Origin of the sequence: Paraburkholderia sp. EG304, from assembly GCF_046543485.1 — a bacterium.
Lineage (GTDB): Bacteria > Pseudomonadota > Gammaproteobacteria > Burkholderiales > Burkholderiaceae > Paraburkholderia > Paraburkholderia youngii.
In genome coordinates this window covers 1-18,731 of the sequence record NZ_JBKGUA010000055.1, presented here as the reverse complement: position 1 = coordinate 18,731, position 18,731 = coordinate 1, and the positions used below count along the sequence as shown (strand labels likewise).

Annotated in this window: 11 protein-coding genes and 4 pseudogenes; 6 read left to right on the top strand and 9 right to left on the bottom strand. The window is 59.3% G+C overall.

Translation table 11 applies throughout. The features are described 5' to 3' along the window. Positions 1–73 precede the first annotated feature (73 nt). From ACLFKU_RS36030 to ACLFKU_RS36015, 4 genes and pseudogenes are all read right to left on the bottom strand, one after another. Complete coding sequence (locus ACLFKU_RS36030) at positions 74–3,136, bottom strand: efflux RND transporter permease subunit (protein ID WP_410852338.1); 3,063 nt, start codon at positions 3,134–3,136, stop codon at positions 74–76. Between the two features lie 12 nt (positions 3,137–3,148). Beyond that, the gene (locus ACLFKU_RS36025; protein WP_410852355.1) at positions 3,149–4,300 is read right to left on the bottom strand and encodes an efflux RND transporter periplasmic adaptor subunit; all 1,152 of its coding nucleotides are present in this window, start codon (positions 4,298–4,300) and stop codon (positions 3,149–3,151) included. Between the two features lie 94 nt (positions 4,301–4,394). Further along, positions 4,395–5,882 carry an efflux transporter outer membrane subunit gene (locus ACLFKU_RS36020; protein ID WP_410852354.1) on the bottom strand — a complete coding sequence of 496 codons (1,488 nt, stop codon included), beginning with the start codon at positions 5,880–5,882 and terminating at the stop codon, positions 4,395–4,397. A 1,267-nt stretch (positions 5,883–7,149) separates the two neighbouring features. Then, positions 7,150–7,653, bottom strand: a pseudogene (locus tag ACLFKU_RS36015) (IS6 family transposase); the annotation flags it as partial. Positions 7,654–8,066: 413 nt separating this feature from the next. On the opposite strand from ACLFKU_RS36015, the gene ltrA reads away from it, so the two are divergent. Further along, complete coding sequence (gene ltrA, locus ACLFKU_RS36010; RefSeq protein WP_410852337.1) at positions 8,067–9,374, top strand: group II intron reverse transcriptase/maturase; 1,308 nt, start codon at positions 8,067–8,069, stop codon at positions 9,372–9,374. Positions 9,375–9,522: 148 nt separating this feature from the next. Next, positions 9,523–9,912: pseudogene (locus tag ACLFKU_RS36005) on the top strand (IS4 family transposase); the annotation flags it as partial. Between the two features lie 404 nt (positions 9,913–10,316). On the opposite strand, the pseudogene ACLFKU_RS36000 reads toward ACLFKU_RS36005, so the two are convergent. From ACLFKU_RS36000 to ACLFKU_RS35985, 4 genes and pseudogenes are all read right to left on the bottom strand, one after another. Then, positions 10,317–10,682 (bottom strand): annotated as a pseudogene (locus ACLFKU_RS36000) (helix-turn-helix domain-containing protein); the annotation flags it as partial. A gap of 845 nt (positions 10,683–11,527) precedes the next feature. Beyond that, positions 11,528–12,274, bottom strand: a complete 747-nt coding sequence (locus ACLFKU_RS35995; RefSeq protein ID WP_410852336.1) for a hypothetical protein — start codon at positions 12,272–12,274, stop codon at positions 11,528–11,530. 9 nt (positions 12,275–12,283) lie between these two features. Further along, positions 12,284–12,943: a hypothetical protein gene (locus ACLFKU_RS35990; RefSeq protein WP_410852335.1), complete on the bottom strand. Its 660-nt coding sequence runs from the start codon at positions 12,941–12,943 to the stop codon at positions 12,284–12,286. A gap of 17 nt (positions 12,944–12,960) precedes the next feature. Beyond that, complete coding sequence (locus ACLFKU_RS35985; RefSeq protein ID WP_410852334.1) at positions 12,961–13,569, bottom strand: hypothetical protein; 609 nt, start codon at positions 13,567–13,569, stop codon at positions 12,961–12,963. 632 nt (positions 13,570–14,201) lie between these two features. Between ACLFKU_RS35985 and ACLFKU_RS35980 the strand changes: the two genes are divergently transcribed. Further along, a complete protein-coding gene (locus ACLFKU_RS35980; RefSeq protein WP_410852333.1) occupies positions 14,202–14,495 on the top strand; it encodes a hypothetical protein in 294 nt (97 codons plus the stop codon). A gap of 460 nt (positions 14,496–14,955) precedes the next feature. On the opposite strand, the gene ACLFKU_RS35975 is transcribed toward ACLFKU_RS35980, so the two are convergent. Continuing rightward, a complete protein-coding gene (locus tag ACLFKU_RS35975) occupies positions 14,956–15,618 on the bottom strand; it encodes a hypothetical protein (protein WP_410852332.1) in 663 nt (220 codons plus the stop codon). A 288-nt stretch (positions 15,619–15,906) separates the two neighbouring features. On the opposite strand from ACLFKU_RS35975, the gene tnpA reads away from it, so the two are divergent. From tnpA to tnpC, 3 genes and pseudogenes are all read left to right on the top strand, one after another. After that, on the top strand, positions 15,907–16,410 hold the full coding sequence (gene tnpA / locus ACLFKU_RS35970; RefSeq protein ID WP_410852331.1) for an IS66-like element accessory protein TnpA: 504 nt from the start codon (positions 15,907–15,909) through the stop codon (positions 16,408–16,410). Next, entirely contained in the window at positions 16,386–16,739 is a 354-nt protein-coding gene (gene tnpB, locus ACLFKU_RS35965) for an IS66 family insertion sequence element accessory protein TnpB (protein WP_027821158.1), read from the top strand. The genes tnpA and tnpB overlap by 25 nt, the downstream gene beginning before the upstream one ends. Positions 16,740–16,770: 31 nt before the next feature. Continuing rightward, positions 16,771–17,790 (top strand): annotated as a pseudogene (gene tnpC / locus ACLFKU_RS35960) (IS66 family transposase); the annotation flags it as partial. Between the last annotated feature and the right edge of the window lie 941 nt (positions 17,791–18,731).

Here is an 18,731-nt window from a genome sequence, read left to right as displayed (position 1 = left end):
CGACACCAGGATAGTCAACCCAAACATCAACGCTAGGACTTTTGCAGCCCCTCCCTACCTCTTCCTCCTCGCGTCATTTTACTGTCTCTTCCCGTGGAGCTCGCAAAGCCGGTCGATGATCTACTGCTAACCATATGTACGTCGCCGGTACGACGAAGAGCGTGAACAGCGTGCCGATTGAGAGCCCTGTGAAGACTACGAGCCCAATCGCGTTTCGCCCTGCTGCGCCCGCGCCGGATGCGGTGACGAGCGGCACTACTCCGAGCACCATGGCGACCGTCGTCATCAAGATTGGGCGCAGGCGAGCGCCTGCCGCTTCTTCGATGGCATCGCGCTTGCTGCGGCCTGTACGCTGTAACTCATTGGCAAACTGCACGATGAGAATGCCATGCTTGCTGATAAGCCCCATGAGCGTGACCAGTCCGACCTGCGTGTATATGTTGAGTGTGGTAACGCCGATGTTGATGAAGATCAGCGCACCGAACAACGCCAGCGGCACCGATACCAGAATGACGATGGGATCGCGAAAGCTCTCGAACTGGGCTGCCAGCGCGAGGAAGCCGATGATTGCCGCGAACATGAGGACGATAGGAAAGCCGCCGGACTCCTGCATGAACTGACGGGAAAACCCTGAGTAGTCGATGTTGTAGCCTGCTGGAGCAACGTGTTTGGTGACTTTGCGCACGAAGTCCAGCGCTTCGTCCTGTGAGATGCCGGGTGCGATCACGGCGAAAATCGTCGCCGAATTCAGTTGCTGGAAGTGGTTGAGGGATTCGGGCACAACCGTCGACTTCAGATGCGAGACAGTCGAAGCAGGAATCATACTGCCGTCCGAAGTGCGCAGGTTGTAGTCTAGTAGCTGCGATGGGTTCATTCGGTCGACCTGCTGAAGCTGCGGAATCACCTTGTACGAACGGCCGGCGATCGAGAAATAATTGGCGTAGTTGCCACCGAGCGCAGCTCCGAGCGCCTGCCCCACGTCGCTTTGCGTAAGGCCGAGCGAGGCGACCTTGTCACGGTCGACCATCAGAACGGTCTCGGGCTTGTCGATCTTCAGGTCACTGTCGACAAAGAGGAACATGCCGCTTTCGCGCGCCTGTTGCAAAACTGCTTGGGTCACTTCGTTGAGGTTATCGAAAGGCTCAGTCGTGTTGATCACGAACTGCACCGGGAAGCCTTGCGCACCGGGCAGGGGTGGAAGCTGGAAAGCAGCGACTCGCGCGCCGGCGATGCCATTCCACTTCTGTTGAAGCTCCTGTTGCAACTCGGAGGCACCTCTCTTTCGCCTGTCCCATGTCGTGAAGAGCACGCCGCCGAAGCCCTGATTCAATGTCGGCGCGCCTGTCAACTGAAACATCTGCGCATACTCCGGCAATTGCTTAGATATCTGGAACACCTGGTCGGCATACCTCTGCATCTGTTGGATCGTCGCATTGGGTGGTCCCTGGATCAGCGACAGTACGATGCCTTGGTCCTCCTGGGGCGCGAGTTCGGACTGTGACGTCGCAAACAAATAGATGGTCCCGCATAACAGTATTGCACCCATCACGACGAATACGATCCATGTGTCCAGTATCGAGTGCAGGAGCCGCATATAACCCCGATGCACTTTCTCAAACTGGTGATGGACAAAACGGTTCAAGCGTCCGGGTTGCTGCCCGTTGCGAAAGAGTCGCGAGCACATCATCGGTGATAGGCTTAGCGCGACCACGCCCGACATAGTGACCGCGCTTGCCAGTGTAAATGCGAACTCCGTGAACAGTGTACCCGTCAGTCCGCCCTCGAAGCCAATGGGCAGATAGACGGCAATCAAAACAACAGTCATTGCGAGTATCGGGCCACCGAGTTCGCGCGCAGCGATGAGCGCGGCATCGAAGGGACGCTTGCTTTCGGTCGTCAGGTGTCGGTCGAAATTCTCAACCACGATGATCGCGTCATCGACCACGAGTCCGACCGCAAGCACCAGCGCGAGCAGCGTCAGTAGATTAACGGAGTAGCCGAGCAACTGCATCATGAAGAATGTGCCGATCAGCGACAGCGGCATCGCGATCAGGGGCACTATCACCGTGCGGAAGCTGCCGAAGAACAGGTAAATCACGACCGTGACGATCAGTAGTGCCTCGACGAGCGTCTTCACCACTTCGTCGATGGCACTCTCGATAAAGTCCGTCGCATCATAGACGATGTCGCTCGACACCCCCGTGGGGAGCTGCTTCTGCAGGTCAGGGAACACAGCTTTGACGCGTTTCGCTACGTCGAGCAGGTTCGCGTCGGGCGCGACCTTGATCCCGATGAGCACGCAACGCTTTCCGCTAAACGCGACGTTGGAGTCGTAATTGTCCGCGCCCAACACGACATTGGCGACGTCCTCAAGGCGCACGATCGCGCCGTTCTTCTGCTTGATAACCAGCTTCCTGAAGTCTTCGACGGAATGCAGATCGGTACCAGCGTTTAGGCTGACGCTGGTCATCTCGCTTTTGGTGGTGCCGAGCGTTGCAAGGTAGTTGTTGTTGACGAGTGCCGTGTAGACGTCGGTAGCCGTGACGCCGTGCGCTGCAAGCCTGGTGGAATCAAGCCATGCGCGCAACGCGAACTGACGGTCGCCGAGAACCTCTGCCGTTTGCACGCCCTGAATTGAATCGAGCTTCGGCTTGACAACACGCAGGAGGTAGTCGGTGACGTTGTTGCCTGGCAGCACATCACTGTAGAAGCCCGTATACATCGCGTCGGTGGTCTGACTTGCCTGCATCGTCAACACAGGCTGTTGTGCCTGGGGTGGCAACTGGTTGCGCATAGACGCGATCTGGGTATTGATCTCTGTGAGCGCGCGGTTCGAATCGTAGTTCAGGCGCAGGGTCACAGTGATAGTCGAGACACCCGAGCTACTTGTCGACGACACGTAGTCGATGCCTTGCACCTGTGCGATCGCGGCTTCGAGCGGCTGAGTAACGAAGCCCGCCATCGTCTCGGCGCTAGCACCATAGTACGAAGTGGTGATGATCACGACGCCGGTGCCGGTCTGCGGATATTCGCCAAGTTTGAGTGTCGACAGCGAACGTAAGCCTAGCACCAGGATGAACAGGCTGAGCACTGACGCGAGGACTGGCCGTTTGATAAAAATATCGGTGAATTTCATCTCGCGGGGGTCTTATTGTTCCTGGGGCGTCGGAGCAGGACTGTCTGCCGGCAACACGCGATTGTCGATTACGAGCGGTGTGCCGTTCTTCAGCTTGAGCTGGCCGCTCGTTACCACTAGTGCGCCTTCGTCTAAGCCCTTCAGGATCGCAACCTGATCGCCGCGCGTGGGTCCTGGCGTTACGAAGATCTGTTGCGCAACGGGCATCGTTTTGCCGCGTGCGTCCTTATGCTCGCCCGGTTTGATGACGAAAACTGTTGCCCCGTAGGGATTGTAAGTGATTGCCGTTTGCGGCAGTGTCAGGTAGCGCTGCTCGTGACCAACATCGACTTTTACGCTCGCGTACATCCCCGGCAACAGTTTGCGCTCGCGGTTGTCGAGGGCCGCTTCGACCTCCACGTTGCGCGTCGTGCTGTCGAGGCGCGGGTTGATAGCGCGGATCTTGCCCTCGAAGCCGCGGCTCGCGAATGCACTTGTAGCTACGGCGACGCTCTGTCCCACCTGCAGTTGACCGAGTTGCTGCTGGGGCAGGTGAAAGTCGACGTAGATGGGGTCAATAGCCTGCAACGTAACGATGGCGTCGCCCGGATTGACGTACTGGCCTGGATTGACTGTCGTGATGCCCACGCGTCCCGCGAAAGGCGCGCGAATCGTTTTTTTCTCGACCAGTGCGGCCTGCTGTTCGACTTGTGCTCGCTTGCTTCTCAGGTCGGCGGCATCAGCATCGACTTGCGCCCTGGCGATCGCCTGAATGTCGTACTGTGCCGTGTCGCGGTTATAGACGGTTTGCGATAGGTCGGCGGCAGCTCTTAGCGAGGTGAGCTGCGCGCGGTCCGAGCGGTCGTTCAGACGCACGAGCACCTGTCCAGCCTTGACTTCCTCGCCAGACTTGAATGCGATCTCGCGAACGAGTCCAGCCACTTCAGTCGTCACGTCGACACCGCGCACGGCACGCAGGCTGCCCACAGCGGCAAGCTGTGGCTGCCATATCTGATAGCTCACGACGGCGGACGTGACGGTAGCAGCCGGCACCGCATTGTGTGCCATGAATTTCCGGATCATATGCGCCTTGTACAGGTTGAAACCGATCAGCGCGCCAAGCAGAACGCCCATGCAGATCAGCATGGTGATCATCCGTTTTGCTGTTGGTTTATTTGTCGTCATCGTCGTGTCCTTGCACGGCAAACTGATATGGAACAGATCCCTTTGGACGCGCAGCATTGGAAACCATGCGGGGCGCGGCAAGCAGAAAGAGGGTTCACTGCGGGTTGATATCGGAGTCCGCCTGTCCTGTCTGGATCCTGGCCGCGTCGCTCCACCAGCCGCCACCCAGTGCTTCGAACAATGCGGCCGTGTCTGCGTAGCGTGCAGCGCGCGCCTGGGTGAGATTGACGATGGTCTGCTGGTATTGACGCTGCGCATCGAGCAGAGCTAGATAACTGACACCGCCGGCACGAAACTGGCCACGCGTCAGCTCGAGCGAGCTGCTGGCTGCACGCCACGCTTCGGTTTGCGCGGCGAGTGCGGCTGCATCGTGATCGAGTGCGCGGAGCGTATCCGCGACATCTTCGAATGCAAGCAGTATCGTTTGCCTGTATTGCCCGTTGGCCTCATCGAAGGCGGCTTCCGCCGCGCGCTTTTTAGCGCTCAGTTGGCCTCCGTTAAAGATCGGCTGCGTGAGCCCCGCGCCGATGTTCCAGATCATGTCCGCGTACTTCAGCATGCCCGCTGGCGTTAATGATTGCGGGCCGTAGTTTGCGGACAGCGTAAGCTGCGGATACATGTTCGCGGTTGCGACGCCGACCTGGGCGCTCGCCTGACGCAGCAGGGCTTCCGCAGCCAGGATGTCCGGACGTTGACGGACGAGCGACGAAGGGAGGGCGACGGGTAAGGTCTGCGGTAGGGTGAACATCGACAGCCTGAACTCGGGAACGCTGTTATCGCTAGGCGGTTTACCCGCGAGCACGGCAAGCTGATGTCGCGCCCGATCGAGAGACTGCCGCAGTGGCGGCAGGGTAGCGCGCGTTTGTGCGAGCAACGTTTCCTGCGAGAGCACAGCCACGCGACCCACCCCGCCGAACTCAAGTTGCTTACGCAATACACCGAGCTGAGTCTCCTCATCCGCGGCGATACGCTCGGTCGCGTCAATCTGCTCGCGGAGGGAAGCTTCCCGGACCGCAGCGGTGACGATGTTCGCTGACAGCGCCAGGTATGTGCCCTGTAGCTGCAAGTTCTGGAAGTCGACCTGCGCGCCCAGTGCCTCGAGTTCGTGGCGTGCAGCCCCGAAGAGATCCAGGTTGTAGGAAACGTTCACTGACGCGTTGTACAGACTTAGTATTCTGTTCAGGCTGGGCTGGCCTAGCGTCGTGCCATTGAGCTTTTCGCGAGTAGCATTGAGCTTCACATCGATGGCGGGATATAGATCGATCCCTGTTTGCGCACGCAGATTTTCGCTCGCCTGGCGCAGCGCCGCGCTGGCTGCAGCGATATTCGGGCTATTTGAGAGGGCCTCGCGTATCAGCGCGTCGAGGGGCTCGCAACGGTAAAGGGTCCACCATTGTGCAGGCAGCTCGCCGCCAGCCTTGAACTGCTGCGCAAGACCCGTCGCACCGGGCGACGAAACCGTGTGTTCGGGTAGGGCCGTCGGTGTATAGCTGTCGGTCGCGGGCGGCGCGGGAGTGCGATATTCCGGGCCGACTGTGCAGCCGGAAAGTGAATAGACTACTGAAAGCAGGACCCCGATCAGGGCGGCACGGGCAACAACCTGACGTGCCGTGCAACGGAACACGCTGTCATACGCGTGCTGAGGCAAACGGCTGTGACTATGACATGATGGCTCACCTACATACCTTGGTTCAGTTGCTCGAAGAATATTGGGGAAGGACATGTGTTGAGGGATGGTGCAAGGTGAATTTGCGCTTGCTCTCGTCAACGTTAGTACCTTTGATATAGAGCAAGCGATCAATGAGCTTCCTTGAAAGTTCGCCTTCCACGAGGTCGCATGCAAACGTAGCCGGCTCAAGAAAGCCGTCGCGCAACGAATCAAGAACGGGCGCGTGGGCGCCGTGACCGCGCTGGGTATGTCGACGCAGGCCCTGCGCAACTGGCTAAAGGCTTTCGAGACCGGCAAGCTGGCCATTGACGTTCATGAATGAAGACGCACCGCAGCGCCAGTACGAAGTAAATCGCGGTGGTTCTGGAGAGGTGCACGTTGCAGTCCACATGGGAAAGCGGGCCACGCGCGGATTACGGTGGTCGCTAGCGCAAGCGGGGTGGCGAGGTCCACTTGGCCGTCGACAGCTTGATCTGCTGCTGGCAGTGCGGGTCAGGAGTGCGCGCGGGTTGCCCCTCTCGCCTGCCAGGTTCAGCAGGCAACTTGGTAAACCGTAAAAGCGGCGTCTGTGGAGGCTATATCGACCAAAGGCTGAACAGGAGGACGAAGACATAGAACTGTAGATTATCAAGCTGAGGCAGCGTGGCAAAGCGCCGTGCTGCCGGGTCGATGAGTGGTCGAGCAGGCTCGGTTCGCCAGATCTCCTTGGCAGCGGGCTGAAGGTTGCCAGCGCCTGCCCGAAAACCCTCTGACTCTGTACTTTATCGTGTTCGCCATGGCTATGTTTGTTCATGTCGCACCAAACTTCCGTAATATTTAGAACTGGTAAGCATGAAGAATGCCAGTCAGAAGTTGTATGAAAGCGCTAGATGGCCTGAAGCGCCGCGTAGTGACGGCACGAGCGGCTATAGCGTGTGCCCGCCGCGGGAAATGGGGGGGGCGCGGCCTTCGCAGTGCGAGTTGAACTACAATCCGTCCTTTGTTCGACATTTGTAGTTAATGGGACAAGAGATCAATCAGACAGTAGCGCTGCCTAGATTGAGGAGCGGTTCTCAGAGAGCGTCTCTCCTACGCCAGTGGCCGGTCGGCGGCGTGAGACTGCTCAAGGTCGAGGATCAGATATCGGGTTCTGTTGCAGTAAGGGTGTCGGGACGAGAAATGGCGATATAATAAGTATTGCTTATGACACAAGGGAGTAAAACTGCTGGGAAGCAGACGACGGGTCTTTGCCCGCACATTTCATCTGTCCTTTCCTGATCATGTGCATTACCTCGATGCCGCCGAGAATGACCCTCGCACGGTGGAAGTTCTTGAATCCCAGCATCGGCCGGGTCCGGCGTTTGATAGCCCGATGGTCCTGTTCGACAATGTTGTTCAGGTACTTGATCTGACGGACCTTGATCGGCGTCTCGCAATCGGCATTCACCGCATCCTGTGCGGCCAGATTGGAGCCTCTTTTGTCGATGGTCACGGTCTCTGGCGTACCATTATGGGCGATCGCCTTTTCAAAGAACCGCCGGGCCGCGACCTTGTCCCGCCTGGCCCTGAGCAGGAAGTCGACCGTGTCGCCCGCCTTGTCCACCGCCCTGTAAAGATATTTCCACTCGCCTTTGATCTTGATATAGCTCTCGTCCATTCGCCAGCTTTTCCCAACCGGACGCTTGTGCTTGCGGAAGCCCCTTTCGAAGCCCTCCGACAGTATGCTCAGAAAGGAGTGTATGCAACGCACCAGGTTGCAACGTGCAGTGAACGCAGATGTAGCCTCGTCACACGAAACTCCGGTGGCTGAGACGGTCTATAACGCGCGAAAGCAGCAAGTGTTGTCCGAAACGGGTCCGATGCGGCAACACTCACCGGCGGGGTATCAGCGGCGACATGGTGTGAAGGATAACGTGGAAACTGGAGAAGCCCTCGGCATCCGGCGGAGAAATCCCGTCGAGGAGATGTTCGCTATAACCGTGAGTGGGAAGTGCGGACATAGGTGCCAGGGTGACGGATCGGGTTGTAGTACTGTCGATGGGCGTGCACCAAGACGCGCCCGGAGGGAAGGACCCGGACCGGTGAGTACTCCGTCCAACAAGGTGAGGCAGGGATGAGATGACAAAGACATCCGGCAGTCTGCAGGAACTGAGAAGGCGGATCTATCGCAAGGCGAAGTCTGACAAGACTCATCGCTTCTGGGGGCTCTTCGCGCATATTGCGAAGAAGGAAACCCTCGAAGAGGCCTACCGCATCGCCAAAAGAAACGGCGGGGCTCCGGGCATCGATGGTCTGAGCTTTGCAGACATCGAAGCATCGGCACCCGGCGTATTTCTCGCGGAGATACAGGCAGACCTCAAAACAGGCAGGTATGAGCCCAAGCCGAACCGACGGGTTGAGATTCCCAAGAGCAACGGAAAGGTCCGTATACTTCAGGTTCCTTGCATCCGCGACCGCGTGGTACAAGGCGCACTGAAGCTGATTCTCGAAGCGGTATTCGAGGCGGACTTCTGCCCCAACTCATACGGATTTCGACCGAAGCGGTCGCCACATCGCGCACTGGCGGAAGTCAGACGCAGTGTGTTGCGGCGCATGTCGACGGTGGTTGACGTGGATCTGTCGCGGTACTTTGACACGATTCAACATTCAACCCTGTTGGACAAGATCGCGAAGCGCATCCAGGATCCCCAGGTACTACGCCTGGTCAAGCAGGTTATCAAGGCGGCAGGCAAAATCGGCGTCCCGCAAGGTGGCCCGTTCAGCCCGCTTGCCGCGAATATCTACTTGAACGAGATCGACTGGATGTTCGACGAGATCCGCCGCAGGACGGCGCAGGGACCCTATGAGGCAGTGAACTATCACCGGTTCGCCGACGACATTGTCATCACCGTCAGTGGCCACCATACGAAACGCGGCTGGGCAGAGCGTGCCCTGTTGCGTCTGCATGAACAACTCGTGCCACTCGGCGTCGAGTTGAACACGGAGAAAACCTCGGTGGTGGACACGCTGCACGGAGACGCCTTTGGGTTCCTGGGGTTTGACCTGCGTCGCGTGCGCAAACGAGCGGGGAACGGATATTTCATCAGGATGACCCCGAAGAAGAAGGCCCGTCAGAGCATCAAGGCGAAGATCCGCGACATCATCCGGCATGGAGGCTCGACTCCGGCTGTGAAGCTGATCGCGAAACTCAACGCTGCGGTGGCCGGATGGGTCAACTACTTTCGGATCGGCAACGCCAGTCGCGCCTTCAGTGAGGTCCGCGATTATCTGGAAATGAAGGTTCGAACCCTGCTGACGCGGCGCAAGCGACGCCAGAAGCGGAGTATCGGGTGGCGACGATGGAGTAACGAGTACCTCTACGGCGTCCTGGGCTTGTACTGGGACTGGAAGCTGCGCCCGCTGTCGGGGGCGGAGGACTTCACGTGAAAGTGGGTGCCATACCGACGGGACGCATAACCCTTGCGATGAATCTCACTGGGTGAGCTGCTTGAGGGAAAACCTCACGATCAGTTCTTATGGGGAGGGGCTGGAAACGGGCCGGGTTCGCCGCGTACCGCGCCAGTTCCTTACCCGCCAGATTTACTTCAACATCCTGAAGAATGGTTGCTGCGTCGAGGAATTGCAGTTGGGCCGCGTTGATCGCATTGAGCGGGCGCTTGCGCTGTTCATGATCGTGGCATGGCGTATTGCGTATCTGATGCGTATGGGCCGGACATGACCCGACCTTGATGCGACGCTGTTCTTCGATCCTGACGAGATTCACGGTGCCCACCTGCTACTGAAAATACGACGACCGTCGAAACCGCTCGGACTCAACGAAATGATCCGACTGGTGGCGCGGTGCGGTGGCTTCCTCGCTCGCAAAGGCGACGGCAAACCGGGCGCAAAGACGATATGGCAAGGTCTGGAGCGCGTCACGACGGCAGCGGAAACTCTACGCGGACTGCGCCATGAACTCGCGTAGTCCGAGATGTGTATAACGCGGTGCCCTAAGCCGCCCTCGCCAGCGATGAGGCGTACTCGTGAGAAATCGTCGTCCAACCACGACCAGAGTTCTCCTATGTCGTCCTTTCGACCGACGAACTTGGGACAGATTAATGCACGATCCGGCAGATTATTTTCGATAGGATCCGTGGTTTCAGAAGTAGCTGTTAGCAGATCCAGGGAGGGGGGGCGACGTTCGGAATGTAGGAAATCAAAGTCCTCCGCTGCGCGCGCCACGGCATTGCTTTCCAAACGGCGAAAAACGACGTCGCCTTTCTTGAATAATGGCTTCCCAGACTTCTCGTCAGGCCCATTGCGCGCGAAGCGCACTGGCCGCTCGCCGAGCCCCCGTTTTGCGACCCAAAGTGCTTCGAGGTAATGGTCGGACATCTGCATTGTCAAGACCTGTATTCTCAGATCAGTCTCGCAGTAAGATCGCGTGAGGTCTCGAACCTTGTTTATCTGGAGCACCGTCGGCTCGACGCCGACAATTTCGAAGGATCGGTCTTTCTCCAACTCAGAAATTCCGAAAACGACGAAGCCGCCATAAGAATTGTGCAGCGCAACCAGATCCCGCATTAACTTTAGATACTCGACATCGCTCTCTGGCAACCGCCTTTTGAAGTCAAGCACTTCACACTCGTTGATGCACGATGGGTATTCCGGAAGCTGGGCGAAGAGGTCGCTATCGAGCGAGCCCGCGGCAACTGCCTGATGAAGTTGTGTAACGATTTGCGCCGCGCCATCCATGTGCGAACCCCGCAGTCTTATTTTCCGTGTTGAACGTTGAACGATTGAACAGTCGTAGTTTAACGTCGTCATGCCGGCAACGTCGTGTGAGACGAGGCGGAACCGGGGTCGATCTCCGGAGTCAGCCGGAGCGAAACTGACGACTTCACCGAGGCGCTCCAGCTGCGATGGGATCGGATGCTCATCAAGTGCCGGCGCGCCGTACCCGCTCGACGACCGCACGATGCGCTAGCGGCTGCCGCGGCTCACTCCACAAAGTCGTTTCGCTCATTCTGCCATCGTAGACCGCATTAATTTCTGTGGTTCCACTGGCGATGACGGGCTGGGTCCGCGTCCGCCCTACGCAGGCGTCTTGCCGACAGCGAGGAAATCTTCGGGCGGGTCCGTTCGCAGACTGATGTATTCGAGTCGCCACTGATCGACCCGTCGAAGATCTGGCGGTGAGACATGTGTATGGGCGACGGCGACACAATTCTCGAGAGCGATTTCCGTAGCGTCCTCGGGCTTGCCACAGACGCTCGTGAACGGTTCGGAAATCTCGCTCGCGGCCTTTTCGGCTGCGCACGCGCAACCGGGCAGCCTTCCGTGGCATTATATGCAACGGTTATGTGCAGGATGTAAGGCTCACCGCCTCCGAGGTCCTGAAAGCGCGCTGCATCGAGGTCAAGAAAACGTCCGCCAGCAGGCCGGCGCCGCAACGCCGTGGCCGCGGAACTGCGGCACTGTGCGACCAGCTGTCCGGAGATCAGCGGTGTCGCGCTGCCCTCCACTGCTCCGGCGCCGGTCATTAGTCCCGCCGCAATGTCCGGCGCTGACGTTGCAGTTCGCCGTTGCGTGAACGAGCTTCATCGCTGATCGGCGTCGTATTCGCCGGGATTCTCAGGACGATCACTTGCGTCTGGCGCTGCAGTACGCATCGGATCGTTCATATAACGGCGATAGATGTCCGAACCCCTGAACGGCTTGGTATCGATTTTTGCGTTTCTAAACAGATCGTCGACCGCCCAATCCGCGATCGCGAGCGCCTGTTGTCGCTTGACAATCCGCGACGGATAGACGAAGCCATCGGGGCGGTCAACTGCGGGGAGCATTATCATCGCCTGGCGTACACGCAGCCCGAGCCAGTGACACGCATAGTGGTCGCGGTTAGAAATGATGTCAGCAACGCCCAGGCGGCTGCAGTGGTCGTCCGAAAGGTTCCACACCCTCAACTCTCGCGCGAAACGGATCGTCGCGAGAAGGCCAGACTGCTCCGCTTTGAGCGTGACATGGAAGCCCTTGCCTGCGCCGCGATTGTTTTTGATCATCCGGCTTTCCCAACTTGCTACCATTGCATCGAACGCCAAATACAGCCACGTATGCGGCAATGTACCATCGGCATTCATAAGCGCGAGCGGGGGGCCGAAACGATGTGCGGTCGTCGGTGATGCGCTTGCCACGTATTTCACTCTGTCGACCGCACGGATGAACGCCGTATCGATCGGGTAACGATCCATGTTACCGCCCAGCGCTCTAAGGATTTCCTGCGCCGTCGGCACAAGGCCGAGGAGATCTTCTGGCAGCTTTTCTGCTTCATCGTCTTTGCTGGGCATTTTTATATTTCAGTCGGTGTCGGCAACCTCCATCGTGGCGAGCGCGATGACCATACCCACCCGCTTCTCTTCCGGCATGGCGAGCATGCGGGATTGTTCGGGCGCGAGGTCCGATCGATCCTCGAACGGCAAGCCTGCCAGCATTTCGGCAGGCGTCAGTTCGTTCAGCGCGTCCTGCTCTGACACGAAGAAGGCATTGACCTGTATTCTCGATTTTCTGTTGAGGACCGCGAGCACGCGCGGCAGGTGCGTCGGGACATCACCCTGGAACTGCCACGCGGGAAATGCGCGGCGCTTCTGCATACCGGCCGGGATCACGCTGTAAAACTTCACGTGATCGGCACGGTACAGGGTCGTCTTCGACATACCGGTACGTGCGAGTACCTCGTCAGGGCTCAGCTTGGCAGCCGACAACGTTTTTTCCCGGCTCTCGTCCGCGTCGTCGCGGAGGAGTAGGACCTTCAGCTCGTGGGCGAAGGCTCGACAGACAGATTTGTTCGAGACAAACGCTCGCTGGAGATCCGGTGCCAGACTTTCGGATGCGCTCTGCAACAGGTCCTGCGCAAGCCAGTCAAGAAGCTTGCCGGGGTCGCCCGAGTACATTCCGTTCACCAACGCGCGGAGATCCGTCTTCGCGTTGGCTTTATTCCGTTTCGTTGCCAGTTCCATGTTCACTCCTTTGCAACTCAGCAAAACGCGGGCGGCGCACTGATCGGCGCAACAAGGCGGGATTGCGCAGCGGCACTGCGCGTGACGGTCGGCTTCGGCGTCTGATCAGGACGAACGCCAATCGAACGCGCTCGCCGCGACGCGCACGCCCGGCGATGCAGCGACGCGAAATAACGCGCGACGCACATCTTCCGAACGAACTGACGCCAATAGATAGGCTTTCGTGGCGTTGTTTCGGCAGAGGACGCAGAAGTATCAAGACCGAACATCCGGCCTACCATCAACATGTAACTGTTCGTCGAATGCAGATAACGCTCGTCCGTGAGCGGACCCACAAGATCAGTCCCCCTCACGCGGTACTTACCGACGGTGTCGACGACGGGATTCACGATCACGTTCATCACCACCCGCGTCACCCGTTCCCTGCGGAGCGACATAACTTCTGAGAGGCGGGCACGGACGCGCAGGAGCAAAACCATCCGCTCAGAGTTCGGCTCCAATTTCGACAGAACCGCTTCTGTGGCCTTCAACTGGTCGAGAAGCCGGTCGAGGTCAGCCGTCGCCAGCTTTATCGCGTGCTGCCGTTCCTTGATGGAGACCGCTATAAGTTCTTCATACTGCGCCATACGTTGCCCCTTAAGGCCGAGGGTTGATGAGGACCATTATATACCATTTATCCCGTTTGTCCCATATGTCCCATTGATCCCCGCTGGTGCATGCGGAAACATCAAAGTCGAGTCAGCGGGCGCGGCCCTGTCATCGAACTCAGCGGTGCGCTGCGTCCGCGGTCCGTGACTCAGCCGGAGTCACGGGTGCGGGCGGCGTCTTGCGGTGTGCTCAAGAGCCACGGAGATGACCGCCGCGCCCGGACGAAGGGCCAATCAGTCGACGTCAATCCCGGTAGCGGCTCGGTCTGCGAGACTCTGGGTCGTTTCGTCGGGACCTGCACCCGCCGTGCCCCTTCCAAAACTGATGAACTGAAGCCTGACGGACAGACTGTTCAGAAATGAAGGGAATGAAAGCCGTAACTTCATACCCTCCGTTTCAAACCTCTCTGTTGTCCAGAAACGAAGGGGCGGATAGCCCCACCTATCCGACCATTCACTTTTTGCCCGGAAAGCCCATGCGCACATATGCCCGGGATGAGCGTTGACAGTCGCTGTCGAGTGGGCGTCCGGCCAGCCCCGCACGGGTTGCTTGAAAATTCTCCGGATACTGTATATAAATACAGTATGGATATACAGTCATCGGAGGCCTCATGGAACATCTGGTGCGCGTACAAAACGAGCGGGACCGTCACACGCTGGCGTGGCTGCGGGCGCACGTCGGCGACGCGGCGATCGCGGCCGCGGTGCAGCGGTGCAGGGGCTCCGCGAAGCCGTACCTGTCCACGCTCCGCGTGACGGCGCCGCGGTTCATCGAGCCGCGCGCGCAGGTGGCGAGTGTGATGGCCGAACAGTCGCTGGCGACGATCCGGCACATCTTGGCATCCCGCAGCAGCCCGCGGTCACCGGAGTCCATGGCGGTGGCTGCGCCGATGCGGCGCCCGTGAAAAGCCGCCGGCGCGCGCCGGCGCCGTGACTATCATGTAGGTGGGTCCGTGTTCGCAGCACGCGACCGCACGCGCGGCAGGGCTGGCCGCCCGCCTAGGCCCCTGCACACCGGGTCCGCAACAGGCGGACCTTTTTTGCGCCGCTTCAATCCTGATGATCGTTATGGGCTAGATTGCGTTTAATGGCCAAAATAAAGCCAGGCGGTTTTTACGTAGAAATTCCAGCATTCGCGGCATCGGGCGACTCGATCGGGCAGCGAACCAGCGCGATGCGGTGCTATTTCGAAGCCGCAAGTAGGCGACAGGCCGCGGAATCCGCGGGAACGGAACTCGCGGAGGCGGCGTTGGTTCATTATCCAGTGCACTGTGGGAAAGGGTCGGCGACGAGAAGCAGGCGCGGGCGCCCAAGCACCCTTCGATGGCCGGACAGCGTGCTCGCAAATGAACAGACGGGCGGGACCTAAACGACAGCGCCGCGATCGCAACTAGAACTCACGGGCGCCTGCCGCGAGGTCGGCTGCTCGGACGTTATTTTCCGACGGCTTTCCCGTGCGGCGACGCGTTCGTCGAGTTGGCGCTCAAGATCAGCCTCCGCGGCACCCGGATGCCACGGTGCAGCACCATGCTTCCTTCGGGTCAGGCGCGACAATTCGAGCGCGCGTTTGGCCAGGTTCGCGCACTGGAATGCCGACTCGTCGCAGACATCCGGAACAGGTGCGTATTCCGACGTCGTGGTGACATATTCACGCGCGTAGTGAACGGCCGCCGGGAAGTCGCGTAACACGGACGTTATTTTGTGATCCAGCCATCCCCATTCGACCGTGGGATAGGTGAAGTCGGGCACCTGAATGCCAATCACCGGCTGACCGTTGTTTCTGCGAATAGTGTCCTTCGATACCCAGTCCGCCCGGTGCATCGTCGCGCGACAGGTTCGCACGTATTTTTCCAGCGAGAGCGCCACTTCCAGTGCAGCGTTCCGCCGTTCGCGACGATGGACACGACGGTCCCTGCAGGAATTCCAGCCGATCGCCACGATCGAGCTGATGACAGCCGGAGGCAGGGCGACCCTGAGCGCGCTCTGCCAGTCGAACAGCCGTATCACATCAAACCATACCAGTGCCATGTCCTTCGCTCTCCGACGCATGTCCGCGTTTCCTGGTTCGCGTCCGTTTTGCGAAGGATTGTACGGGGAGCGCGCGCGGCAGAGGTTGTGAAAAAGCTGCACCGGTGCGCGACGAACCGCGTCCCGGAAAGGCTCACCTTCGTGCGTCCTGCCCGCTCCCATTCGTAACTGGCGCGCGTTTCCATGATTGGTCGTTTGAGCGTAAGCGGTCAATAAAAGACGCCCTTCCATCGAGGGGCAGAAGGTCAGAAGCTAGGTGTCCACGTGGACACCTGCACACTGACACTGATGACAGAGAACAAAGACCTGAAGAGCCGTCTGGTCATTGGCGAGAAACGCGACGGCCGACGCGAGTATGACGAAGGCGCACGCGACGAGCTGGTCACGATGTGCCTGAAGCCCGGCGTGTCGATCGCGCGTACGGCCATGGAACATGACGTAAATCCGAATCAGCTTCGCAAGTGGATCACTCGTTACCGTCAGCAGCGAATGGCGCAGGCTCAGCAGATCTCACCATCAGGGGCGGATGGTGTGCTGATCGATACTCCGACACCGGTACGCCCGAGCGTGGCGCGCGAGGCGCCGGCATTCATTCCAGTCGTCACCGCACCATCGGCACCGCCGGCTGCGCCCCAAGGGCCATCGCAGGCCTTGCCACTGATGGTGGCCGCACTTCACGTGCGCTTGCCGAATGGCGTCGAATTTGAACTCGGCAACGCGAGTCTCGACGAACTGGCGACGATCGTCCAGATGCTGGGGAGGCTACCGTGTTCCGGTTCGACGATGGGCTGAGGGTCTACGTTCACCGCGATCCCGTTGACTTCCGGATGGGCATCAATGGCTTGTCAATCCTCGTCGAGCAGGCGATGTCACTAAACCCGCTGGACGAGGCCCTGTATGTGTTCGGCAACCGGCGTCACGATCGTATCAAGATCATTGCCTGGGATGGCAATGGGTTCTGGCTTCTTCTGAAGCGGCTCGAAGGTCATGATCGCTTTGCGTGGCCCAGCGATGCGGCCGTCGTGACGCTGAGCACCGAGCAATTGGGCTGGCTTCTACAGGGCGTCGACCTCGCCGCCATCAAGAAGCACCCAATGCGATATTACGCCCGTGTGAGCTGAACGCCGACGCAGCATGCCTGTCTAACTGGGCATGCCGATCAATGTCACGATCACCGCCGAGGAACTGAAGGAGTTGCTCGCCGCACGCGACGCACTTGGTGCCGTTCAGCAGGAGCGTGACGAACTGCGCGGCACACTACGGATGGTGACAGCGGAGCGGGATCTCGCGGAAGAGCGGTTGCGAGCGTACAAGCGCGAACTGTTTGGCGCGTCTAGCGAATCGCGCGAATCGGACCAGCTTGGTCTGTTCAATGAAGCCGAAGCGCTCACGGTCTCCGGAGGACAGCCCGCGCAGGAAGATACGGCAGATACGGCGGTGTCTGCCCACACACGCAAGAAGCGCGGCCGCAAGCCGCTCGATCCGCGCCTGCCACGGGAGGTTGTCCGGCACGAGCTGCCCGAGTCCGAGCGCTTCTGTGGTCACGATGGCCACGCGCTCGTGGAAATCGGCGTTGAGACCAGCGAGCAGCTCGACGTGATTCCAGAGCAGATCCGCGTGATCCAGCATCAACGCGTCAAATACGCGTGCCCGTGTTGCGATCTCGGGATCAAGGTGACGCCACCACCACCGCGAATCATTCCGCGCGGCTTGTTTACCGAATCGGCGCTGGCGTGGATCATCACCGGCAAATACCAGTTCGGTATGCCAATCTATCGTCAGGCCGGGCTCTTGCGACGCTTCGGCGGCGACATCTCGTCGAACACGGTTGCCATCAGCGTTGTGCGGGTTGGGCTTGCGACCCAGCCGGTGATCAACCTGATGCGCGATACGTTGCTCGAAGCAGATCTGATCTATGGCGACGAGACGACCTTCCAGGTGCTCAAGGAGCCTGGGCGCCGACCGCAAACAAAGAGCTACGTCTGGGCGCAAATGAACGGTTCGGGACCACCCATTCGATTGTTCACTTACACGCCCGGGCGCGGTGCAAAACACGCCGCGCAACTCTACGCCGGCGTCAAACCAGGCGCGGCGTTGATGACCGATGGGTATGAGCTGTATAGCGGCATCGCGCACGACCATCAACTCGTCCATCTTGGATGTTGGGCTCATTATCCCAAGTTGGGTTTTATGTTGTGACGCAGTTGGCCGGCAGCGGACTGTCGTGATCGAGGTGACGAATTACTCGGCATAATATTCGTCGCAACGCTGCACGAACAGGGTGTCCAAACGGGAGCAAGCATGCAGATCCCGCTGCGAACGCGATCGAGTGCCGAGCAGTATATCGTCAGGCGCGAATGGGTCACCGCGCGTCTCGAACAATGTCCATTGCACCCTTTGGGCGGATGCGGGTTTGCTCGCCATGGAACCTACCGACGCGTGACGCCATTCGGGACACGCATCGCGAGGTGGTACTGTCCTCGGGGACATAAGACCTTTAGCCTTCTACCCGATTTCCTCGCTGCAAGGTTGCCTGGACTGCTCGATTCAATCGACGCTGCCGTCGCAAGCACTTCAGGCATGCGAAGCGTAGAATCCGCGGCCGATGCGCTGCGATCGGATGATGTGAGTTTGCCCGCAGCCGCACGCTGGTTACGCCGCCGTCTGCGAGCGGTTCGAGCAGTAATGCGTGCGCTCAACAGTCTGCCGGGAACAGCGCTCGGCGCCAGGCAATCGTCGCGGAGCGACGTATGTGGCTCGCTTTTCGCACTGCGGCGCACGCTTTCGCGCGATAGCCTCAGCAAGCTGCCGGCGCCACTGGGTTTCTTGTCATCTCGCCAGGAAGCTGAGCATCACAGCGCAACTGTCCAACAAGAGACGGGGCATGACAGCAGTCGTGATCGAATTTACGGTGGTTCTGTTAAGAGCAAGGGCGCCGAATGCGACATCAATCTGCCGACCGCTACCCATTCGGGGCATCCCCGACGACGTCCGAGATCGTTCGCGTGTGGCACGACGACCGTTCTGTAGGAGACGGCAGTGCCATGCTGTACCTCAGATGGATACGGTATTTCAGGGACTACTGTGAGCAGTGCGGGCTTGACGAACGCGCT